We start from the raw sequence: 20,648 nt of genomic DNA, 5'->3' as shown, positions 1-20,648 counted from the left end.
GGGCAGGAACAGCGGCGCCAGTGCGTGAACAAGCCTTGGCTTGGGTCATAATTTTTGCCATGACTACGCAACCCCTGCCACACGGCAGTGCATCCCCCCGTTTTCCGCGCTATGCGCGCGTGCTTTCCATCGCCGGCTCGGACAGTGGCGGTGGCGCCGGCATCCAGGCCGACCTGAAGACCTTCAGCGCCTTGGGCTGCTACGGCATGACGGCCATCACCGCCATCACCGCCCAGAACACGCTGGGCGTGCGCTGCATCCATGGCATCCCGCCCGAGATGCTGCAGGCGCAGATCGACGCCGTGGTGCAGGACATCGGGGTGGATGCCGTCAAGATCGGCATGCTGCATGCGCCCGAGATCGTGCAGGTGGTGGCCGATGCCATCCGCCGCTACGGGATTGCGAACGTGGTGCTGGACCCGGTGATGGTGGCCACCAGCGGCGACAAGCTGATCCACGATGAAACCGTGGCCGTGCTGGTGCGTGAGCTGTTCCCGCTGGCCAGCGTGATCACGCCCAACCTGGATGAGGCCGGCTGGCTGATTGGCCGCAAGATCGCCGATGTGACGGACATGGATTCCGCCGCCCAGGCCTTGCTGGACATGGGTGCGCAGCAGGTGCTGCTCAAAGGCGGGCACCTGCCTGGTGACTGGGTGGTGGACTTGCTGGCCGGTCGCGACGGCTCGCGCCAGGAGCTGGGTTCGCAGCGCATTCCCACGCACAACGGCCATGGCACGGGTTGCACCCTGTCCTCGGCGATTGCAGCCTACCTGGCGCGCGGCCTGCCGCTGCCAGCGGCGGTGGAAAGCGCCCGCAGCTACATCCTGGGGGCCATCGCCGCCGGGGCTGAGGTGTACACCGGGCGGGGCCATGGCCCTTTGAACCATGGGTTTGCGCCCCAGGCCCAGCTGGTGTTCACGGGCTGAGGGTGGTGGCTCGGCAGGGCCGCGGATTCTCCATAAAAAAAACGGCGCCCTGGGCGCCGTTTTTTTTATGGAGATTCTGTCTGCTAGGAGAGGGGCTACCAACCCCATCCCAGCTTTTCCAGCATCCAGCCGGACTGGCCTTCGGGCGTCTGGACTTTGGCCCAGTCGTCGCGCTTTTCCAAGGTCTTGACGATGTCGTACTTGCTCAGCTTGGTCACTACGCCGTGTTTGGTGCCCGGGCCTGCGCGCAGGTTGACGGTATCGGCCTTGATCAGGTAATGAGGCACGCTGTCGGTCAGGGGCTGGTGCACCCAGCCCAGCGGGCCTTCAAAGTCCTTGACCTTGATCCAGTCGTCCCGGCGCTCCATCACCTGCACGGGATAGCCTTTGATCAGTTCCCAGGCAATCTCGGACTTGGTCGTGGGTTTGGCGCGGATGTTGACGGTATTGCCCTTGATGCTCAAAAACTCTTGTGCTTGGGCCAAGGCAGGGGCGGCGGCAAGCACACCGGTCAACAGCAGGGCAGCAAGGCCGCTGCTGCGCAGGCGGCGGGAGAGGTGGGGGGCAAGTGGTGACAACACGCGGCAATAACTCCTGTGAATCAAGGGGGCCCAGGTGCGGGCCGTGTGCCCCGTACCTGTAAGAATTTGCATCATGCCCGCGCAGTTTCACTGAAATTTGCATTCCACTCACAAAAAAATGCGTGAAATGTGACCGCTGTCGTGTTTCTGGTCATGCTTGGCGATGAACCGTCTGGACAAACCGACCAAATTGCGGCTGGCCTGGGGTCACTGCGCCGGGGCCGCGCGCGGCAGCAGTCGCACCAGCACAAAGCACACCAGCAGCGTTGGCAGCGCGCTGCCTGCGGCAGGGGCCAGCAGGGGCACGCCGTGGTAGAAGCCCACACCCGCCAGCCACAGCAGCACGGCCGGCCAGTGCGCGCCGCGCGCCTGCGCCAGCCATTGCGGGGCCTGGGCCAGGCGCTGGTCGGTTGCTTGCCAGGCCAGGCGCCCCAGGATCACGCCAAACAGGGGCACGAAGACCGAGCTGAGCATCAGCAGGAAGGGTTCGATGCTGTGCATGGGCAGCACCAGGGCCAGCAGCACGCAGACCACGGTCAGCCCCAGGCCCCAGCGGCGCAGGCTCCAGCGTGGCGCCATGCTGTGGGCGGCCATGGCGCCGGAGTAGGTGTCGCCATAAGCGTTGTCCACTTCGTCGATCAGGATCAGCGTCAGGGCGATCAGGCCCCCCTGGGCCAGCAGCAGGGCGGTGACCAGGTTCTCGCTGGGCAGGGTCAGCGTGATCAGCACGCCCAGGCCGTAGCACCACACGTTGGCCAGTCCAAAGCCAAGCCAGGTGCCGCGCAGGGCGCTGCGACCATCGCGGCCATGGCGGGCATAGTCCGCCACCAGCGGCAGCCAGGAGATGGGCATGGCCACCACCAGGTCCATGGCGGGCAACCAGCCCATGCCACCGGTGCCGGGGCGTTGCCAGATGCCTTCCCAGCCCTGTTCCAGGGCCAGGCCGACAAAATGCCAGGTCAGCCACAGCAGCGACAGCACCACCAGCGGCAGCGCAATGCGGGCAATCAGCTGGCGCACCAGCTTGAGCATGGAGCCACTGATCAGTAGCCCGATCACGGCACCCCACACCAGGGTCATGACCACCGGCCAGTGGCTGGCCGCCATGCCGCCGGCCTGGCGGGCAATGGCCACGCTGGCGTCGCGCATCACCACCAGCTCGAAGGTGCCCCAGCCGATCAGTTGCACCAGGTTCAGCAGGATGGGCAGCTTGGCGAACTGGCGGCCGTAGACGTGGGTCATCAGCGCGGCGCTGGACAGCCCGGTGTCGCAGGCAATCTTGGCCATCCAGCCCAGCAGGCCGGCGCCCAGCAGCGACCCGCAGACGATCGCCAGTACGGCCTGCTGGGTGGACAGGGCGGGCAGCAGGTAGGCGCCCACCTGCATCACCAGCAGGCCCACGCCCAGGCTGAACCACAGCGCAGCGTGGTCGTGCAGGGCGAACACCCGTTCAGACGGTGTGGTGGGAGACAGCGCCTGGTTGGCGGGCGCGGAAGACGAGGAATGCATACATGCTCCGTAAGCCTACGAAGCAGGGGCCGTGACAGGCTCGCGGCCCGCAAGGGCCAACAGCCTGCGGACGAGCAACCAGCATGAACAGCTTCCCTGCGCGAGGATGATCTCAATCAGGTTCAAAGGGACTCTCTCAGCCCGGCCTTGCGGCAGGGCACCCCCAGCGAGCGCCACACCGTGCGATGCAGCGGGCGCGATTGTCCCATGAAACCGCGGTTTCCCTGGTCGCAGACCCGCCCATGGGCCGTACCGCAGCGGGGCCAGGAGCGCCGGAACATGCCCTGAAATTCAGCCATGCCCAATCTCTGCGACGCGCCGGTTGAGGCCTGGCGTGCGCACTGGAAGGCGCACGGCAGCGCCTTCCCTTCGTGCATCGAGCTGACCGCCGCCGACCTGCAGGCCTTGAACGCCGAGCGCCAACTGACCCACGGCACCACGAACTTCAAGCAGGCCGACGGCTGGGAGGACGTGTTTCATGGCGCCAAGCTGCAGGTGGGGTCCACCAGCTGCATGGTTCTGGCCAGCGGCGAGCCGGTGGTCTTGGCAGGTGCGGTGTCCACGTCTTGAAATTGCATCAAATCGGCGTTGAAGGCCGGTAAATCCTGCGCGGACAGCTATGGATGGATGAGCAAAGCGGCATGGTGGCGGCCCACCCGGTGGGCGCTGTGCAGGGCTACGGCCGCATGGTGACCGAGACCGGTCTGGGTGGACGCTGGCAGGGTTCTGCTGGGCGGAATGCCCGAGTTGAAAAAAACTGCGATGGACCGTGGTGTGGTGCACAGTCTGGGGCTGGAAAACGCGTGCAGCATCAAAGGGTTAAGGGTTTACCCTTTGTTTTGGGGTTGGCTGCGATCCAGACTGTCACTTTCTGGACAAGTTCATACCCAGGAGGCGCTTTCAGACCCCAAGCGGCTGGTCTCTGACGCGACAATGGTCCGGTTTTCAGTCACAGAAACGACAGGATATGGACGACCCGATTCTTACTATCGAAGAACGTGAAGCGATCAATGCAGGTCGCTGGTTTTCATCCCTCTCACCTTCGCTGCGGCACGACATACTCCGATGCGCTTACGTCAAACGATTCAAGGATGGTGCTTTGATCTGCGCCCGCGGCGAAGTGCCGGAGGAATGGTTTGCGTGTGCCAAGGGGGCCGTGCGGGTGAGCTCGACGTCCATCACGGGCAAGCAGATCACGCTGACCTATGTGGAGCCTGGGCTGTGGTTTGGCGATACCTCGATCTTCGACGGGGATCGCCGCACGCACGACGCGTATGCCCACGGGGCGACCACGCTGCTGTGCGTGGCCAAGGCGGACTTCAAGCGCATCCTGGCAACGCACACCGAGTTCTACGAGGCCATGCTGTGGCTGGCGGCGCGCCGCATCCGTCAGCTGTACGGCCTGGTCGAGGACCTGAACACGCTGCCGCTGCGCGCGCGGCTGGCCAAGCAGCTGCTGCACCTGATGCGCAGCTATGGCATTCCCAGCCTGGCGCATGCCGAGGAAGTGCGCATCGGCCTGCAGCTGGCGCAGGAAGAGTTGGCCCAGTTGCTCGGGGCTTCACGCCAGCGCGTGAACCAGGAGCTCAAGGGCATGGAGCGCGAGGACATCATCCGGATCGAACCGGGGGGTCTGGTTGTGCGCGACCGCGATGCGCTGCTGCGCATTGTGGAAACTGACCTTTAAACAACCATGAGTAACTTTGACCATTTTGTAGGTACCAAGCCAGTTTCCGACACCCATGCGTTCGATGTGTCGGCTCTGGAGGTCTGGATGAGCACCCAGGTGGCGGGCTTCGCAGGCCCGATCACGGTGGAGATGTTCAAGGGCGGACAATCCAACCCCACCTACAAACTGGTCACGCCGGGGCGCAGCTACGTGATGCGCTCCAAGCCCGGTCCGGTCGCCAAGCTCCTGCCCTCGGCGCATGCGATCGAGCGTGAATTCAAGGTCATGCAGGGGCTGGCCGGGACCGATGTGCCCGTGCCGCACATGTATGCCCTGTGCGAGGACGAGTCCATCATCGGCCGCGCCTTCTACATCATGGAGTTCAAGGCCGGCCGCGTGCTGTGGGACCAGTCCCTGCCCGGCATGACGCCGCAGCAGCGCGGTGCGATCTATGACGAGATGAACCGCGTGATGGCCGCGCTGCACACGGTCGATGTGACACGCCAGGGCCTGGCCGACTATGGCAAGCCGGGCAACTATTTCGAGCGCCAGATCGGCCGCTGGAGCAAGCAGTACGTGGCCTCGGTCACCCAGCCGATCGACGAGATGGACAAGCTGATGGCCTGGCTGCCGATGAACATGCCGGTCAGCGCCAAGGACGACAGCAAGGTCTCCATCGTCCATGGCGACTACCGCATGGACAACCTCATGTTCGCCGCCGATGCCCCGCAGGTGGTGGCCGTGCTGGACTGGGAGCTGTCCACGCTGGGCCACCCCCTGGCCGACTTCAGCTACCACTGCATGGCCTGGCACATCCCGGCCAGCCTGGGGCGCGGCATTGGCGGCCTGGACATTGCAGCCCTGGGCATTCCCAGCGAAGCCGAATACATGCGCCGCTACTGCGAGCGCACCGGGCTGGCCACGCCGCAGCAGCTGCAGGCCGACTGGAATTTCTACCTGGCCTACAACATGTTCCGCATCGCGGCCATCTTGCAGGGCATTGCCAAGCGGGTCGAGGCGGGGACCGCCTCCAGCGCGCAGGCCAAGGCCGCGGGCGATACCGCGCGGCCCATGGCGCAGCTGGCCTGGTCCTACGCGCAAAAGCACGGCGCCTGAGCCCGGCGGCGCAGGGGCCGCACCCCAGTTTTCCCCTCGTGTGTTAGACGGCTGCAGCTGCCGGGGGCAGTGCACGCCCATGTTTGCCTGTTAACGAAAAGGAGCACTCCATGGATTTCGACTACTCCCCCAAGACCAAGGAACTGCAGGCGCGGTTGCTGCGCTTCATGGACGAGCACATCTATCCCGCCGAAGCGGCCGTCCACCACGAGCTGGAGGCCAACACCCAGGCGGGCAAGCGCTGGACCCCGCTGAAGGTCATCGAAGACCTCAAGGACAAGGCCAAGGCCCAGGATCTGTGGAACCTGTTCCTGCCCCAGGACAGCGCCGAGATCGCCGGCGTGCACGGTGCCGGCCTGACCAACCAGGAGTACGCGCCCCTGGCCGAAATCATGGGCCGTGTGGGCTGGGCATCAGAAGTCTTCAACTGCTCGGCGCCCGACACCGGCAACATGGAAACCATTGCCCGCTACGGCACGCAGGAGCACCGCGACCAGTGGTTGCTGCCCTTGCTGCGCGGTGAAATCCGCTCCGCCTTCGCGATGACCGAACCCGAGGTGGCCTCCAGCGATGCCACCAACATCTGCACCCGCATCGAACGCCAGGGCGACGAGTACGTCATCAACGGCCACAAGTGGTGGATCTCCGGGGCGGGCGACCCGCGCTGCGCCATCTACATCACCATGGGCAAGACCGACCCCGATGCGCCCAAGCACTCGCAGCAGAGCATGGTGCTGGTGCCGGCCGATGCCCCCGGCGTGCGCGTGGTGCGTCCGTTGAGCGTGTTGGGCTACGACGATGCACCACACGGCCACATGGAAATGTATTTCGAGAACGTGCGCGTGCCGGTCAGCAACATCCTGCTGGGCGAAGGCCGTGGCTTCGAGATCGCCCAGGGCCGACTGGGCCCTGGCCGCATCCACCACTGCATGCGCCTCATCGGCCAGGCCGAGCGTGCGCTGGAGCTGATGTGCCAGCGCGCCTCCAGCCGCGTGGCCTTCGGCAAGACGATTGCCCAGCAGACCGTGACCCAGGAGCGCATCGCCGAAGCGCGCTGCCGCATCGACATGGCACGCCTGCTGACGCTCAAGGCCGCGTGGATGATGGACACCGTGGGCAACAAGGTGGCGCGCACCGAAATCGCCATGATCAAGGTGGTGGCGCCCAAGCTGGCCTGCGATGTGATCGACTGGGCGATGCAGGTCCATGGCGGGGGGGGCATGAGCCAGGACTTCCCCCTGGCCCACGCCTACGCTTCGGCGCGCACGCTGCGCTTTGCCGACGGCCCGGACGAAGTGCACCGCAACGCGATTGCCAAGTGGGAGCTGGGCAAGTGGGGCACCTACGGCCGGGACGCGCAGGTACCGATCACGCGCGGCGCCTGAGTGCAGCAGTCACCACCCGGCGGGGCGCAGGCCCTGCCGGTCCCATAAAAAAAAGCGACCCGACGGGTCGCTTTTTTGTCGCTCGCTGGTGCAGCGCTTATTGCACCTTGGCCTTGGCGCGCAGGGATTCCTGGAATTGCATCATCTTTTGCTGTTCCAGTTGCTCGGCGATCTGGGGCTTGACGTCGTCCAGAGAAGGCATCTGGGCATCGCGCAGGTCGTCCACGCGGATGATGTGCCAGCCAAACTGGCTCTTCACGGGTGCATCGGTCAGGCCACCCTTTTGCAGCTTGACCATGGCCTCGGTGAACTCGGGCACATAGTTCGCGGGGCTGGCCCAGCCCAGGTCGCCGCCTTGGGCGCCCGATCCGGGGTCCTTGGACTCCTTCTTGGCGATGTCTTCGAACTTCTTGCCGGCCTTGACTTCGGCAATGATGGCCTTGGCGCGGTCTTCGGATTCCACCAGGATGTGGCTGGCGCGGTATTCCTTGCCGGCGTTGGCTGCGACGAACTTGTCGTACTCGGCCTTGATCTCGGCGTCGGTGACAGGGTTCTTCTTCTGGTAGTCCACGAACAACTCGCGGATCAGGATGGTCTGGCGGGCCAGGTCCATCTGCTGCTTGTATTCGGGCGTGGCATCCAGGCCGCGCTTGGTGGCTTCCTGCAGGAAGATTTCACGGGCAATCACTTCTTCCTTGATCTGGGCCTCCATCTCTGCAGGCACCTGGCGTCCCGAGCGCTCGATCTGCTGCTTGAGCACCTTCACGCGCTCCAGAGGCACGGGCTTGCCATTGACGATGGCCAAGTTTTGCGCAGAAGCCGAAAGGGCGGCAGTGCCCAACACGGCGACAGCCACGAGGCTGGGCAAAAGCTGTTTTTTCATGCGGAAATCCAACAAAGAGGTAAGAGTAGGTGATTGCCGCCAACGACCGTTGGCGTTTCTAGCAATGGGGTTCGTCAAAGCACTTCGATGGCTAAAGCATGAAGGCCTTGGTCGATGAAATGCTGCAAGGAATCATACACAACACGGTGGCGTGCCACGCGGCTCTTGCCTTCAAAAAATGGTGAGGCAATGCGTACGCGAAAGTGGGTGCCAAAACCTGTGCCGTTGGCGCCGGCGTGACCGGCGTGGGCGCCGCTTTCATCGATGACTTCGAGCTGGGTGGGCGCCAACTGGGCGCGCAGCACCTGCTCAATGGCGGCGGCGGTAATGGCCTCACTCATGGCCACGCTCCTGCGAGGGGGCCTGCTCGCCGTCCTTGAGGTAGCGGCCCAGGTAGAAGGCCTGGCCCACGATGAACACCAGCATCAAACCCATGCCGCCGAACATCTTGAAATTGACCCAGGTGTCGGTGTCAAAGTTGTAGGCCACCCACAGGTTGAGCACGCCCATGACGGCGAAGAAGCCGGTCCAGGCCCAGTTCAGCGTGGTCCAGACTGGCTCGGGCAGTTGCAGCTGCGCGCCCATCAGGCTCTTGAGGAAGTTCTTCTTGAACAGCACCAGACCCACCAGCAGGGCACCGCCCATCAGCCAGTACAGCACGGTGGGCTTCCACTTGATGAAATTCTCATCGTGGGCGATCAGGGTGGCGCCGCCGAACAGCACGATGACCCCCAGGCTCAGCCATTGCATGGTCTCGACCTTGCCCGTCTTGATGCGCAGGTAGGCGATCTGCGCGATGGTGGCCACGATGGCCACTGCCGTGGCGGCGTAGATGCCCCAGACCTTGAAGGCCGCGAAAAACAAAATGATGGGGAAAAAGTCGATCAGCAGTTTCATGAAAAGCATTCGGGCGCCGCAGGGCCCGGGGTCATGCGAAAAGATGCCAAGCATGCCATAGCCCCGGGGGCTGGCAGGCACACAAATCCGGCAAGTCCAAGGGTTTCACGCGCCGAGCGCGCGCCGGTCGCCGGGCAAGACCGAAGGCGCCCGGGGCTGGCTGGCTCCGCAGGGGCGCACGCCTTCAGGCCTCGGGTTCCTGGAACTGCAGCGAGGCCGAGTTCATGCAGTAGCGCAGACCGGTCGGCTGGGGACCATCCTCAAACACATGGCCCAGGTGGGCGCCGCACTGGCTGCACACGGTTTCGGTGCGCACCATGTGGTGGCTGTGGTCCACGATCTCGGTGATGGCGCCGGGGATGGTCTGGTGGAAGCTCGGCCAGCCGCAGCCGGCGTCGAACTTGGTGTCCGCATCGAACAGCTTGGCGCCGCAGCAGATGCAGTGGTAGCTGCCGTCGGCCCAGTGCTGTTCGTAGCGGCCGGTGAAGGGGCGCTCCGTGGCGGCGTGGCGTGTGACCTGGTAGGCCACGGGCTCGGCCCCCTTGGCACGCAGGGTGTCCAGCCATTCGGCGTCGGTTTTCTGGATGGGGTAGGTCATGAGGAGCAGCTGATGGCAATGGAGGATGCCCAGTCGGGCGGAAAGTCGGCCCAGGCGCGGTGCGCCGGGTGATCGTCAAACGGGGCGCGCAGCACCTGGTGCAAGGATTGCACCACGCTGAAGTCGCCTTGCTGCGCGGCGCGAATGGCCAGCTCGCCCACATGGTTGCGCAGCACGAAGGCGGGGTTGGTGTGCAGCATCAAATCGGCGTCAGGCGCTTGTCCCATCTGCGTGGACAGCTCTTGATAGGTGAGCAACCAGCGGTCGAAGGCCTCGGTGTCCAGGAACAGCTCGCGCGTGCGCTCGGGGTCACCGTCCTGGGCCGACAGCGACAGGCGCCGCCAGAAGATGCTGTGGTCCACGCGCTGGGCCGCCAGCAATTCCAGCAGCTGGCCGATGGTGGCGGTGGCGGCCTCTTCGTGCTGCAGTTCGGCACCGGGCAGGCCCAGCTTGCGGCACACCAGGGTGCGGAAGGCCTGGCTGAACGCCGGGCGGTAGGCTTCCAGCGCCGCCACGGTCACGTCCTGGTCCTCGATCAGCGGCAGCAGGGCCTGGCCCAGGCAGAACAGGTTCCAGTAGGCGATCTGGGGCTGCTTGTTGAAGGCGTAGCGCCCCTGGTGGTCGCTGTGGTTGCAGATGTGGCCGGGGTCGAAGCCGTCCAGGAACTGGAAAGGGCCGTAGTCGATGGTCAGGCCCAGCACGCTCATGTTGTCGGTGTTCATCACGCCGTGGCAAAAGCCCACGGCCTGCCAGTGCGCCAGCAAGCGGGCGGTGCGCTGGCCAATCGCATGCAGCAGCGCCGCATAGGCGTTGCCGTGCAGGGCCTGGCCCTCGGCATCCTGGCCGGACCAGCCCTGGCGGCAATCGGGGTCGTAGCGGTCGATCACATAGTCGGCCAGGGCGCGCAGCTCGGTCTGCATGTCGCGGGCGGCAAAGTGCTCGAAATGGCCAAAGCGGATGAAGCTGGGGGCGGCCCGCGTGACCACGGCAGCGGTTTCCAGGGTCTCGCGGTGCACCGGGGCGGGCGAGGCGGTCAGGCACAGCGCGCGCGTGGTGGGAATGCCCAGGGCGTGCATGGCTTCGCTGCACAGGAACTCGCGGATGGACGAGCGCAGCACGGCCCGGCCGTCGCCGCCGCGCGAATACGGGGTGCGGCCTGCGCCCTTGAGTTGCAGCTCCCAGCCCGCAGTGGTCTCGCCCAGGTGCAGGGCGCGGCCATCGCCCAGCTGCCCGGCCCACACGCCGAACTGGTGGCCGCTGTAGACACTGGCATAGGGCTGGCTGCCGGGCAGCACGGTGTTGCCGCTGAAGGCCTGCAAGGCCGTCTCGGACGGCATGAAGCCCGGGGGCAGGCCGACCAACTGCGCCACCTCTTCGCTGTGCGCCACCCAGGCGGGGGCGGGCAGCGGGGTGGGGGGCAGGTGGGTCAGAAACGCCGGGCCCAGGGCGGCAAAGCCGGTGTGCCAGTCCGGGGTGGGGGAACCGTCAGGGGAATGCATGCCCACCATTGTGGCCAAGCGGCTTGACCTTGCAAGCCCTGGGCGATTGGGGGCAGGGTCGTTGACGCGTGTTGTGAATTGCCGTCCAAGTGACACCTGAGCGACACATGCATGCAGGAAAGCCCGCAGCTGCCGTGCCGGACATGCGCTTAGGATGGGGGTGAATGCGCGCGTAGCGGCACGGGGCCGCGCGCGTGCAGCGCCATAAAAAACACAGGAGCACCATTTCCATGCAAGGCTTGATGCAGAACCAGCAGCTGCTGATCTCGAATTTGATTGAATTTGCCGCGCGCCACCACAGTGATGCGCAGATCGTGTCGCGCCGGGTCGAGGGCGACATCCACCGCTACACCTACCAGGACCTGTGTGGGCGCGCCAAGCAGCTGGCCAACACGCTGGATGCGATGAAGCTGGCGCATGGCGACCGCGTCGCCAGCCTGGCCTGGAACGGTTACCGTCACATGGAGATGTACTACGGCGTCAGCGGCTCGGGCCGCGTGCTGCACACCATCAACCCGCGACTGCACCCGGACCAGGTGGCCTGGATCGTCAACCACGCCGAAGACCAGGTGCTGTGCTTCGACATGACCTTCCTGCCCATCATCCAGGCCGTGCACGCCAAGTGCCCCACGGTGCGGTTGTGGGTGGCGCTGTGCGATGCCGACAAGCTGCCAGCGGACAGCGGTATCCCTGGGCTGATCAGCTACGAGACCTGGATTGGTGACCAGTCCAAACACTACCGCTGGCCGCAGCTCGATGAGAACACGGCGTCCAGCATGTGCTACACCAGCGGCACCACGGGCAACCCCAAGGCGGCGCTGTACAGCCACCGTTCTTCGGTGCTGCACGCCTATGGCGCGGCGCTGCCCGATGTGATGGGGCTGTCCTCGCGCGATGCCGTGCTGCCTGTGGTGCCCATGTTCCACGTCAACGCCTGGGGCATTCCTTACTCGGCCCCCTTGACCGGGGCCAAGGTGGTGTTCCCCGGCCCGGCATTGGACGGCAAGTCGCTGTACGAGCTGATCGAGGCCGAGGGCGTGACTTTTGCCGCTGGCGTGCCCACGGTCTGGCAGATGCTGCTGGGCCATGTGCAGCAGAACGGCCTGAAGTTCCACACCCTGAACCGCACGGTGATCGGTGGCTCGGCCTGCCCGCCGGCCATGATTGACATGTTCGAGGACACCTACAACGTGCGCGTGCTGCACGCCTGGGGCATGACCGAGATGAGCCCGCTGGGCACCCTGGGCACGCTCAAGAACAAGCACCTGGACCTGCCCAAGGCCGAGCAGCGCCGCTTGCTGCAAAAGCAGGGCCGCTGCATCTTCGGCGTGGACATGCGCATCGTTGGCCACGACGGCAAGGACCAGCCCTGGGACGGCAAGACCTATGGCGACCTGCTGGTGCGCGGCCCCTGGATCATCGACCGCTACTACAAGGGCGACAGCCCGCTGATCACCGATGAGCAGGGCCTGGGCTGGTTCCCCACCGGGGACGTGGCGACCATCGATGCCGATGGCTTCATGCAGATCACGGACCGCACCAAGGACGTGATCAAGTCCGGCGGCGAATGGATCAGCTCCATCGACGTGGAGAACATCGCCATGGGCCACCCGGCCGTGGCCATGGCGGCCTGCATCGGCATGCCGCACCCCAAGTGGGACGAGCGCCCCATCGTGGCCGTGGCCAAGAAGCCGGGCGCCGAGGTCTCGCGCGAGGAACTGCTGGCCTTCTTCGAGGGCAAGACCGCCAAGTGGCAGATCCCGGACGACGTGGTGTTCGTCGACGCCATCCCCCTGGGGGCGACCGGCAAGATGCTCAAGACCAAGCTGCGCGAGCTGCTCAAGGACTACAAGCTGCCCACGGCCTGAGCGCCGGCGCCCGTCGCGCGGCGGGCTGATAAATCATGAGCGCCTGGCGCTTGTCCACCCTTGGTTTGGATATGAAAAGTATCTGAAACCCAGTGTGGATGAGCGCCAGGCGCTCTTTTTTTTATGGGTATTCCTACGGAGGGGGATAGTCCCAAGAGTGAAACCACCATGCGTTTTTGACGGAAGGCTGACTACGCTTGTCGGGTGTTTCGGTGAGTTCCAACCAACCCATCCCATTCCAATGCAGGAGACAAGCATGCAGTTTGTGTTGAAGACCGTGGCCGCTTCCGTGTTGCTTAGCTGTGCCGGCGCTGCCGTGGCGCAGCAGGGCGAGACCGTCAAGATTGCGTGGCTGGACCCCCTGTCGGGCCTGATGGCCGCGCTGGGGACCAACCAGATGAAGAGCTGGCAGTACCTGGCCGAGGAGTTCAGCAAGAACAATCCTGCCGGGGTGAAGTTCGAAATCATCCCCATCGACAACAAGCTCAGCCCGCAGGAGACCACCAGCGCCCTGCGCTCGGCCATGGACCAGGGCGTGCGCTACGTGGTGCAGGGCAATGGCTCGGGTCCGGCGCTGGCCATCATGGACGCGCTGGAAAAGCACAACGCCCGCAACAAGGGTAAGGAAGTGCTGTACCTGAACTACGCCGCCGTGGACCCCGACCTGACCAACAGCAAGTGCAGCTACTGGCACTTCCGCCTGGATGCCGACACCTCGATGAAGATGGAGGCGTTGACCACCTACATGAAGGACCAGCCCGAGGTGAAGAAGGTCTACCTCATGAACCAGAACTACGCGCACGGCCACCAGGTCAGCAAGTACGCCAAGGAGATGCTGCAGCGCAAGCGCCCCGACATCGAGATCGTGGGCGACGACATGGCCCCGCTGGCGCAGGTGCGCGACTTCTCGCCCTACATCGCCAAGATCAAGCAGTCCGGCGCCGACAGCGTGATCACCGGCAACTGGGGCTCGGACCTGTCGCTGCTGATCAAGGCCGCCAACGACGCGGGCCTGAACAACGTCAAGTTCTACACCTACTACGGCGCCACCACCGGCGTGCCCACGGCCATGGGCGCGGGCGCGGCGGGCAAGGTCTACATGGTGGCGTACTCGTACACCAACCAGCCCGGACCGATCAATGACCTGGTCAAGGGCTTCAAGGCCAAGTTCAACGACGACATGTACACCGGCGCCGTCTACCACGGCTTCGCCATGCTCAGCGAGGCCTTCAAGCGTGCCAAGAGCACCGACCCCGTGAAGGTGGCGGCGGTGATGGAGGGGATGAAGTTCAAGAGCTTCAACGGCGAGGTGGAGATGCGCAAGCAGGACCATCAGCTGCAGCAGGGCCTGTACATCAGCCGCTGGGACAAGACCGATGCGCAGAACCCGATGGACATGGAAAACACCGGCCACACCTTCAAGCAGGTGAAGTTCTTCGAGCCCTACGTGGCCAGCACCCCCACGTCCTGCCAGATGAAGCGCCCCAGCTGACCGGCTGGGGTGCATGGCCCCGCAGCGCGCCCCTGCGCTGCGGGTGGGTACGGCCCGCGCACGCGGCGGGCCGCGGTGGCTTCAGCGCGGGTAGGGTCTGATGAATCTTGAATTTTTTACCATCTCCATGCTCAACGGGATCAGCTACGGGCTGCTGCTGTTCATGCTGAGTTCGGGCCTGACGCTCATCTTCAGCATGATGGGCGTGCTCAATTTCGCGCACACCAGCTTCTACATGCTGGGTGCCTACTTCGGTTACATGCTCTCGGGCGTCATCGGCTTTTGGCCGGCGCTGCTGCTGGCACCGCTGCTGGTGGGCGCGCTGGGCGCGGTGTTCGAGCGCTACAGCCTGCGCAAGGTGCACAAGTACGGCCATGTGCCGGAGCTGCTGGTCACCTTCGGCCTGTCCTACCTGGTGCTGGAGGTGGTGCAGCTGGTCTGGGGGCGCAGCGCCGTGCCCTACAGCCTGCCGCCGTCGCTGCAGGGGCCGCTGTTCACGTTGTACGGCACGCAGTTTCCCAAGTCGCGCTCCTTCATCATGCTGATGGCGCTGCTGATGCTGCTGGCCGTGTGGCTGCTGCTGACGCGCACGCGCATCGGTCTGGTGATCCAGGCGGCGCTGAAAAAGCCCGAGATGGTGGAGGCCCTGGGCCACAACGTGCCACGCGTGTTCATGCTGGTGTTCGGCGGCGGCTGCGCCCTGGCCGGGCTGGCCGGCGTGATCGGCGGCAACACCTATGTGACCGAGCCGGCCATGGCCATGTCGGTCGGCTCCATCATCTTCGTGGTGGTGGTAGTCGGTGGCCTGGGTTCGCTGGCCGGGGCCTTCCTGGCCTCGCTGCTGATCGGCGTGGTGCAGACCTTTGCCGTGGCGCTGGATTACTCCGGCGCCAGCGCGCTGCAGGCCCTGGGCCTGCACCTGACGCCCGAGAGCTTCGGCTGGTCGCTGCTCAGCCTGACGATCTCGCAGATGGCGCCCATCCTGCCGTACCTGTTCCTGGTCCTCATGCTCATCTTCCGCCCCAAGGGGCTGATGGGCACCCGGGAGGATTGATCCCATGTCCGCCATCCTGATTCCGCACATGCCCAACGAAGTCGTGCCCGTTCCGGGCGGGGGCGCCGCGCGCACCGCACCGGCCTATTACCGCTTCAAGCCCTGGAACATCGGGCGCATGGTGGTCTGGGGCGTGTTCGCGCTGCTGCTGATCGCCGCGCCCCATGTGTTCACCAGTTCGCTGGCGCTGACCATGCTCAGCCAGATGGGTTACGCCATCATCATCTGCCTGTCCTACAACATCCTGCTGGGGCAGGGCGGCATGCTCAGCTTCGGCCACGCGGTGTACACCGGCCTGGGCTCGTTCGTCGCCATCCACGCCATGAACCGCGCCGCCGACGGCAGCCTGCCGATTCCGCTGGTGCTGATCCCCGTGGTGGGCGGCCTGGCCGGCATGTTCTTCGCCGCCGTGCTGGGCTGGGTGACGACCAAGAAGTCCGGCACCACCTTCGCCATGATCACGCTGGGCGTGGGTGAGCTGGTGGCGGCCATGGCGCTGATGCTGCCGGGCTTCTTCGGCGGCGAGGGCGGCATCACCACCAACCGTGTCTATGGCCAGCCTTTGCTGGGGCTGGACTTCGGCCCGGGCATCCAGGTGTACTACCTCATCGCCTTCTATTGCTTCGTCTGCACGGCGCTGATGTTTGCCTTCACCGCCACGCCGCTGGGCCGCATGCTCAACGCCGTGCGCGACAACCCCGAGCGCGTGGCCTTCGTCGGCTACAACACCCAGCGCGTGCGCTACATGGGCTTCATCATCGCGGGCTTTTTCGCCGGCATCGGTGGTGGGCTGGCGGCGATCAACTTCGAGATCGTCACCGCCATGGACAGCGTCAGCATCATCCGCTCCGGCACCTTCCTGCTGTTCACCTTCCTGGGGGGGGCTACCTTCTTCTTCGGCCCCATCATCGGCGGGGTGCTGATGGTGATTGCCACGGTGTTCCTGTCCGAGCTGACCAAGGCCTGGATGCTGTACCTGGGCCTGATCTTCCTGTTCATGGTGATGTATGCGCCCGGCGGCATCGCCAGCCTGATCATGATGAACCTGCGCCTGGCCAAGTACGGCAAGCTGGGCCGCATCTTCGGTGCCTACCTGGCGCTGGCCGGCACGGCGCTGGCCATGCTGGTGGGGCTGGCGGCGGTGGTGGAGATGCTCTACCACCTGCAGCTCAACAGCGCGCTGGGCGACACGCTGCGCTTCATGGGCATGCAGCTGAACGTGCGCAGCGTGGACAGCTGGCTGGGGGCGGTGCTGGTCTTTGCGACCGGGCTGGGCCTGTTCGAGCTGACGCGCCGCGAGTACCTGCGCCACTGGGGCCAGATCCAGGAAGAGATTGAGCACGAGATCCAGCGCGCGGAGGGCCACTGATGACGCACACATCCACCTATGCGCTGGAGCTGCGCGACCTGCGCAAGAGCTTTGGCAAGACCGAGATCATCCGCGGCGCCGACCTGGCCGTGCAGGCCGGCGAGCGCGTGGCCATCATCGGCCCCAACGGCGCGGGCAAGAGCACGCTGTTCAACCTGATCAGCGGGCGCTTCGCCCCCACCAGTGGCGAAGTGCTGCTGCACGGCCAGCGCATCGACGGCCGCCAGCCGTACGAGATCAACCGCCTGGGCCTGTCGCGCAGCTTCCAGATCACCAACATCTTCCCCAAGCTCAGCGTGTTCGAAAACCTGCGCTGCGGCGTGCTGTGGAGCATGGGCTACCGCTACACCTTCTTGCGCTTCCTGTCGCGCATGGATGCGGTCAACGAGCGCGCCAAGCAGCTGATGGAGCAGATCGGCCTGCACAAGAAGCGCGACGAGCTGGCCGTGAACCTGACCTATGCCGAGCAGCGCGCGCTGGAGATCGGCATCACCATCGCCGGCGGGGCCGACGTGATCCTGCTGGACGAACCCACGGCCGGCATGAGCAACAGCGAGACCGCGCGCTTCATCAACCTGATCCGCGAGGTGACCGTGGGCAAGACCTTGCTGACCGTGGAGCACGACATGGGCGTGGTGTTCGGCCTGGCCGACAAGATTGCCGTGGTTGTCTACGGCGAGGTGATCGCCTTCGACACGCCCGAGGCGGTGCGCGCCAATCCACGGGTGCAGGAGGCCTACCTGGGTTCGGTTATTGCCGAAGAGCAGGCGGCCCTGCATTGAGGAGGGGGAGACACCATGTTGAAGATCAATAACCTGCACGCCTATTACGGCAAGAGCCATGTGCTGCACGGCGTGGACTTTGCCGTGCAGCCCGGCGAGATCGTGGCCCTGCTGGGGCGCAATGGCTCGGGCCGCTCCACCACCGCCAAGGCCATCATGGGGCTGGTGGACTGGGAGGGCGAGATCACCTGGAAGGACCGCGCCCTGCACGGCCACAAGACCTACGAGATCGCGCACCTGGGCCTGGGCTATGTGCCCGAAAGCCGCGACGTGTTCCCCAACCTGACCGTGCACCAGAACCTGCTGCTGGGCCAGAAGGGCCGCGGCAAGGGCAGCCGCTGGGGCTTTGACGACATGTACGCCATGTTCCCGCGCCTCAAGGAGCGCCAGCACACCGAGGCCGGCGTCATGTCCGGCGGCGAGCAGCAGATGCTGACCCTGTGCCGCACGCTGATGGGCGACCCGGACCTCATCATCATTGACGAACCCACCGAAGGCTTGGCACCAAAAATTGTCGAACTGGTGGGCGAGTACCTGCAAAAGATCAAAGGGCGCGGCGTGTCCGTGCTGCTGATTGAGCAGAAGCTGACCATCGCCATGCGTATCTCGGATCGGGCGCTGGTCATGGGCCACGGCGCTATTGTGTTTGACGGCACGCCGCAGAGTTTGAAGGCCGACCAGCACATTCGCAAGGAATGGCTGGAGGTTTGACATCCTCCCCGCCCTAGCGCGATGGCGCGGCCCAGGTGGGCCAGGGTATGGCGGAGGCTTTCCTTGGTTTGCTATAAATAATATAGCTTATGATGATTGCTGTATAAGCGCCAAAGGCTGATTTGGCTTGAAAGCCTATTCACCCTGCAGTGCCGCCTGCGCCGTGGGGTTGGGCGTGGGCTCGCCGACCTTGTGCAGCGTGTTGCGGTCGGTGTGCAGGAAGGGCTCGGCCTGGCCGGGGATGATGAGCGTCGTCGTCTGCTCGTAAGACCAGGTGCCGTCGGCATGCTTCGTCACGGTGATGGTGAAGCGCTCGGTCTTGAAGGCGTGTTCCAGGAACGGGTTCGAGACGATGCCGTTGACGGTGCTGCCGCGCACGGCTTCGAGCTGGAAGCTGGTGGCATCCGCCGCCGCATGGCCGATGGCCAGGGCGGCCTGCCCGCGCGGGATGGACAGGGTCTGGATCACCGTGCCCGTGGCAGGCTCCCACAGCCAGTAGCCGACCTGGCTGTGGAAAGTCTCCACGTCATCGGGCTTGACGATGCGCGTGTGGTAGCGCAGGCCGTAGAAAAGCTGCGGGCCGTTGGTCTGCGCATCGATGGGCTGCAGCTCGACGTGCTCAATGAACGCCTGCCGCTCAGGGCCGTCGGCCTTGGGGTTCACGTCCAGGCCCCGGCTGCCGCTCCAGATGCCAGCCATGCCAGTCAGAGGCCCCAGGTTGGCGAGGGTGTGGGGGTTGGGCTCGGGTTCGGTGTAGATGTCTTTGGGGTAATCGGCCATTGTGGGGTGCGTGTGTTGTGGTTTCAAAGATGGAAATTATGAAGAAGACGGCGCGCCGGGGTCGTAGCGCGACCCCGTGAACGTGGGCAGCCCGTCGCCAAAGGCCACCCAGGGAGGTCGTGGCCCAGCCAGGAATGGTGCGTGGGGGGGGAGGCATCGGGCGTCCAGGCTGCAGGTGACTGCCTCCACGTAGCCGGGCTCGCCGTCATGCACGTAGGCCACGTGCGTGCCGCAGGCGGCACAGAAGCAAATCTTTGATTTGCTGGGTCATGTTGCCGCTCTCAGGGCAATCGGAGTGGGCGATGGAGGCTAAAAAAAGCAGCCACGCGATTTGCGCGGCTGCCGCAGGTGGTGTGAGGCGGGCGGGCTGTTGCAGCCCGCTCGGAGAACTTACTTGATCGCTTTGCGCGAGCCGTCTTTTTGCAGCTCGAACACCACGAACTCGAAGTCCTTCAGATCGCCCTTGGCGTCGAAGGCCACCTTGCCGATGGCGGTGTCGAAGGTGTTGGCGTGCATGTAGTCGGCCACCTTCTTGGGATCAGGCCCCACAGCCTGCAGGGACGTGTGCAGCACCTGCAACGCAGCGTAGGTGGGCATTTGGTAGGCTCCGTTGGCCGAGCGCTTGGCCTTCTTGAAGGCTTCGACGATGCCCTGGTTTTCGGGGCGTTCGCTGAAGTCGGCGGGGAAGGTGAACATCATGCCTTCGACGGCGGGGCCGGCGATTTCGATCAGGCCCTGATTGAACACGCCTTCGGGGCCGATCCAGCGGGTTTGCAGCCCTTGCTCCTTGGCCTGGCGCAGCAGCAGGCCCATTTCAGGGTGGTAGCCGCCGAAGAACACGGCATCGACCTTGGCGCTCTTGAGCTTGGTGATGACGGCGGAATAGTCGCTGTCGCCGGCATTCAGGCCGTCGTACATCACCACGGGCACCTTCAGGCTGTCCAGCGTGTTCTTCACGTGCTGGGCCACGCCGGCGCCATAGGTCTGCTTGTCGTGCAGCACGGCCACGGCCTTGGGTTTGATCTTGTTGGCGATGAACTTGGCGGCGAACGGGCCCTGCTGGTCATCGCGGCCGATGGTGCGGAAGAAGTAGTGGCCCTTGAGGCCGTCGGTCACCTGGGGCGCGGTGGCGCCGGGGGTGATGGCGACGATGCCTTCTTCCTCATAGATCTTGGAGGCGGGAATGGTCACGCCCGAGCAGACGTGGGTGATGGCGAACTTGGCGCCCGAATTGAGCACGCGGTTGGCGGCTGGCACGGCCTGCTTGGGTTCGCAAGCATCGTCGATCAGCACGGGCTTGTACATGCGGCCATTCATGCCGCCGGCGGCGTTCAGCGCCTCCACGGCGGTCAACAAACCCGCCTGCACCTCGTCACCATACTGGGTGTTGGGCCCGGTCATGGGAATGGGCACACCGATCAGGATGGGGTCCGCCGCATGGGCGCCCAGGGATGCCGTGCCCAGCAGGGCGGCGGCGGCCCAGGAGGTACTCAGGCGAATGAATGTTTTGCGTTGCATAGAGTGAGCCT

General features: G+C 64.9%; 20 protein-coding genes and 1 riboswitch. Of the genes, 11 read left to right on the top strand and 9 right to left on the bottom strand.

The genetic code is table 11. The features are described 5' to 3' along the window. The first annotated feature begins 59 nt into the window (after positions 1-59). Entirely contained in the window at positions 60-926 is an 867-nt protein-coding gene (thiD, locus tag CA2_RS04155) for a bifunctional hydroxymethylpyrimidine kinase/phosphomethylpyrimidine kinase (protein WP_042412946.1), read from the top strand. 95 nt (positions 927-1,021) lie between these two features. Here the strand turns inward: thiD and CA2_RS04150 are convergent, their stop codons facing one another. Further along, entirely contained in the window at positions 1,022-1,411 is a 390-nt protein-coding gene (locus CA2_RS04150; protein ID WP_245620878.1) for an SH3 domain-containing protein, read from the bottom strand. 303 nt (positions 1,412-1,714) lie between these two features. Continuing rightward, positions 1,715-3,016, bottom strand: coding sequence for a purine-cytosine permease family protein (locus tag CA2_RS04145; RefSeq protein WP_042412944.1), 1,302 nt, complete (start codon positions 3,014-3,016; stop codon positions 1,715-1,717). Between the two features lie 76 nt (positions 3,017-3,092). Beyond that, positions 3,093-3,191: riboswitch (TPP riboswitch) on the bottom strand. A 122-nt stretch (positions 3,192-3,313) separates the two neighbouring features. On the opposite strand from CA2_RS04145, the gene CA2_RS04140 reads away from it, so the two are divergent. The 4 genes from CA2_RS04140 to CA2_RS04125 all read left to right on the top strand — a co-directional run bounded on the left by CA2_RS04140 (position 3,314) and on the right by CA2_RS04125 (position 7,186). Then, a complete protein-coding gene (locus CA2_RS04140; protein ID WP_042412942.1) occupies positions 3,314-3,586 on the top strand; it encodes a hypothetical protein in 273 nt (90 codons plus the stop codon). A 397-nt stretch (positions 3,587-3,983) separates the two neighbouring features. Further along, a complete protein-coding gene (locus tag CA2_RS04135; RefSeq protein ID WP_042412941.1) occupies positions 3,984-4,703 on the top strand; it encodes a Crp/Fnr family transcriptional regulator in 720 nt (239 codons plus the stop codon). A gap of 6 nt (positions 4,704-4,709) precedes the next feature. Beyond that, the gene (locus tag CA2_RS04130) at positions 4,710-5,801 is read left to right on the top strand and encodes a phosphotransferase (RefSeq protein WP_042412939.1); all 1,092 of its coding nucleotides are present in this window, start codon (positions 4,710-4,712) and stop codon (positions 5,799-5,801) included. 110 nt (positions 5,802-5,911) lie between these two features. Beyond that, positions 5,912-7,186 carry an acyl-CoA dehydrogenase family protein gene (locus CA2_RS04125; protein WP_042412937.1) on the top strand — a complete coding sequence of 425 codons (1,275 nt, stop codon included), beginning with the start codon at positions 5,912-5,914 and terminating at the stop codon, positions 7,184-7,186. A 97-nt stretch (positions 7,187-7,283) separates the two neighbouring features. On the opposite strand, the gene CA2_RS04120 is transcribed toward CA2_RS04125, so the two are convergent. The 5 genes from CA2_RS04120 to CA2_RS04100 form a co-directional block, all read right to left on the bottom strand. After that, complete coding sequence (locus CA2_RS04120; RefSeq protein WP_042412935.1) at positions 7,284-8,069, bottom strand: peptidylprolyl isomerase; 786 nt, start codon at positions 8,067-8,069, stop codon at positions 7,284-7,286. Between the two features lie 74 nt (positions 8,070-8,143). Next, positions 8,144-8,410, bottom strand: a complete 267-nt coding sequence (locus CA2_RS04115; RefSeq protein WP_042412933.1) for a BolA family protein — start codon at positions 8,408-8,410, stop codon at positions 8,144-8,146. Beyond that, positions 8,403-8,966 carry a septation protein A gene (locus CA2_RS04110; RefSeq protein WP_042413057.1) on the bottom strand — a complete coding sequence of 188 codons (564 nt, stop codon included), beginning with the start codon at positions 8,964-8,966 and terminating at the stop codon, positions 8,403-8,405. Before CA2_RS04110 ends, CA2_RS04115 begins: the two co-directional genes overlap by 8 nt. 184 nt (positions 8,967-9,150) lie before the next feature. Next, positions 9,151-9,564, bottom strand: a complete 414-nt coding sequence (msrB, locus tag CA2_RS04105) for a peptide-methionine (R)-S-oxide reductase MsrB (RefSeq protein WP_042412930.1) — start codon at positions 9,562-9,564, stop codon at positions 9,151-9,153. Then, a complete protein-coding gene (locus CA2_RS04100) occupies positions 9,561-11,072 on the bottom strand; it encodes a protein adenylyltransferase SelO (protein ID WP_042412929.1) in 1,512 nt (503 codons plus the stop codon). Before CA2_RS04100 ends, msrB begins: the two co-directional genes overlap by 4 nt. Before the next feature lie 221 nt (positions 11,073-11,293). Between CA2_RS04100 and CA2_RS04095 the strand changes: the two genes are divergently transcribed. From CA2_RS04095 to CA2_RS04070, 6 genes are all read left to right on the top strand, one after another. Next, on the top strand, positions 11,294-12,931 hold the full coding sequence (locus tag CA2_RS04095; RefSeq protein ID WP_042412927.1) for a 3-(methylthio)propionyl-CoA ligase: 1,638 nt from the start codon (positions 11,294-11,296) through the stop codon (positions 12,929-12,931). 256 nt (positions 12,932-13,187) lie between these two features. Further along, positions 13,188-14,423, top strand: coding sequence for a branched-chain amino acid ABC transporter substrate-binding protein (locus CA2_RS04090; RefSeq protein ID WP_042412925.1), 1,236 nt, complete (start codon positions 13,188-13,190; stop codon positions 14,421-14,423). 100 nt (positions 14,424-14,523) lie between these two features. After that, entirely contained in the window at positions 14,524-15,477 is a 954-nt protein-coding gene (locus tag CA2_RS04085; protein WP_042412923.1) for a branched-chain amino acid ABC transporter permease, read from the top strand. Between the two features lie 28 nt (positions 15,478-15,505). Continuing rightward, positions 15,506-16,846, top strand: coding sequence for a branched-chain amino acid ABC transporter permease (locus tag CA2_RS04080; protein ID WP_042413055.1), 1,341 nt, complete (start codon positions 15,506-15,508; stop codon positions 16,844-16,846). Further along, entirely contained in the window at positions 16,846-17,628 is a 783-nt protein-coding gene (locus CA2_RS04075; RefSeq protein ID WP_042412921.1) for an ABC transporter ATP-binding protein, read from the top strand. The genes CA2_RS04080 and CA2_RS04075 overlap by 1 nt, the downstream gene beginning before the upstream one ends. 15 nt (positions 17,629-17,643) lie before the next feature. Next, on the top strand, positions 17,644-18,339 hold the full coding sequence (locus tag CA2_RS04070) for an ABC transporter ATP-binding protein (RefSeq protein WP_042412919.1): 696 nt from the start codon (positions 17,644-17,646) through the stop codon (positions 18,337-18,339). A gap of 135 nt (positions 18,340-18,474) precedes the next feature. On the opposite strand, the gene CA2_RS04065 is transcribed toward CA2_RS04070, so the two are convergent. Both CA2_RS04065 and CA2_RS04060 read right to left on the bottom strand, forming a co-directional pair. Then, on the bottom strand, positions 18,475-19,119 hold the full coding sequence (locus CA2_RS04065) for an FABP family protein (RefSeq protein ID WP_042412917.1): 645 nt from the start codon (positions 19,117-19,119) through the stop codon (positions 18,475-18,477). Positions 19,120-19,509: 390 nt separating this feature from the next. Continuing rightward, positions 19,510-20,637 (bottom strand): high-affinity branched-chain amino acid ABC transporter substrate-binding protein, encoded by a 1,128-nt coding sequence (locus CA2_RS04060; protein WP_042412915.1) that lies wholly within the window; start codon positions 20,635-20,637, stop codon positions 19,510-19,512. Positions 20,638-20,648 lie beyond the last annotated feature (11 nt).

Source organism: Comamonas aquatica NBRC 14918 (assembly GCF_000739875.1).
GTDB lineage: Bacteria > Pseudomonadota > Gammaproteobacteria > Burkholderiales > Burkholderiaceae_C > Comamonas > Comamonas aquatica.
This window is presented reverse-complemented; position numbering and strand designations above follow the sequence as displayed.

What these genes read in the sequence shown, in the direction of transcription:
- CA2_RS04110 (WP_042413057.1), bottom strand. Translation starts at nt 8,966, where the DNA reads ATGAAACTGCTGATCGACTTTTTCCCCATCATTTTGTTTTTCGCGGCC.
- CA2_RS04095 (WP_042412927.1), top strand. Translation starts at nt 11,294, where the DNA reads ATGCAAGGCTTGATGCAGAACCAGCAGCTGCTGATCTCGAATTTGATT.
- CA2_RS04070 (WP_042412919.1), top strand. Translation starts at nt 17,644, where the DNA reads ATGTTGAAGATCAATAACCTGCACGCCTATTACGGCAAGAGCCATGTG.
- CA2_RS04120 (WP_042412935.1), bottom strand. Translation starts at nt 8,069, where the DNA reads ATGAAAAAACAGCTTTTGCCCAGCCTCGTGGCTGTCGCCGTGTTGGGC.
- CA2_RS04060 (WP_042412915.1), bottom strand. Translation starts at nt 20,637, where the DNA reads ATGCAACGCAAAACATTCATTCGCCTGAGTACCTCCTGGGCCGCCGCC.
- CA2_RS04090 (WP_042412925.1), top strand. Translation starts at nt 13,188, where the DNA reads ATGCAGTTTGTGTTGAAGACCGTGGCCGCTTCCGTGTTGCTTAGCTGT.
- CA2_RS04135 (WP_042412941.1), top strand. Translation starts at nt 3,984, where the DNA reads ATGGACGACCCGATTCTTACTATCGAAGAACGTGAAGCGATCAATGCA.
- CA2_RS04080 (WP_042413055.1), top strand. Translation starts at nt 15,506, where the DNA reads ATGCCCAACGAAGTCGTGCCCGTTCCGGGCGGGGGCGCCGCGCGCACC.
- CA2_RS04145 (WP_042412944.1), bottom strand. Translation starts at nt 3,016, where the DNA reads ATGCATTCCTCGTCTTCCGCGCCCGCCAACCAGGCGCTGTCTCCCACC.
- msrB (WP_042412930.1), bottom strand. Translation starts at nt 9,564, where the DNA reads ATGACCTACCCCATCCAGAAAACCGACGCCGAATGGCTGGACACCCTG.
- CA2_RS04075 (WP_042412921.1), top strand. Translation starts at nt 16,846, where the DNA reads ATGACGCACACATCCACCTATGCGCTGGAGCTGCGCGACCTGCGCAAG.
- CA2_RS04065 (WP_042412917.1), bottom strand. Translation starts at nt 19,119, where the DNA reads ATGGCCGATTACCCCAAAGACATCTACACCGAACCCGAGCCCAACCCC.
- thiD (WP_042412946.1), top strand. Translation starts at nt 60, where the DNA reads ATGACTACGCAACCCCTGCCACACGGCAGTGCATCCCCCCGTTTTCCG.
- CA2_RS04125 (WP_042412937.1), top strand. Translation starts at nt 5,912, where the DNA reads ATGGATTTCGACTACTCCCCCAAGACCAAGGAACTGCAGGCGCGGTTG.
- CA2_RS04130 (WP_042412939.1), top strand. Translation starts at nt 4,710, where the DNA reads ATGAGTAACTTTGACCATTTTGTAGGTACCAAGCCAGTTTCCGACACC.
- CA2_RS04115 (WP_042412933.1), bottom strand. Translation starts at nt 8,410, where the DNA reads ATGAGTGAGGCCATTACCGCCGCCGCCATTGAGCAGGTGCTGCGCGCC.
- CA2_RS04140 (WP_042412942.1), top strand. Translation starts at nt 3,314, where the DNA reads ATGCCCAATCTCTGCGACGCGCCGGTTGAGGCCTGGCGTGCGCACTGG.
- CA2_RS04085 (WP_042412923.1), top strand. Translation starts at nt 14,524, where the DNA reads ATGAATCTTGAATTTTTTACCATCTCCATGCTCAACGGGATCAGCTAC.
- CA2_RS04100 (WP_042412929.1), bottom strand. Translation starts at nt 11,072, where the DNA reads ATGGTGGGCATGCATTCCCCTGACGGTTCCCCCACCCCGGACTGGCAC.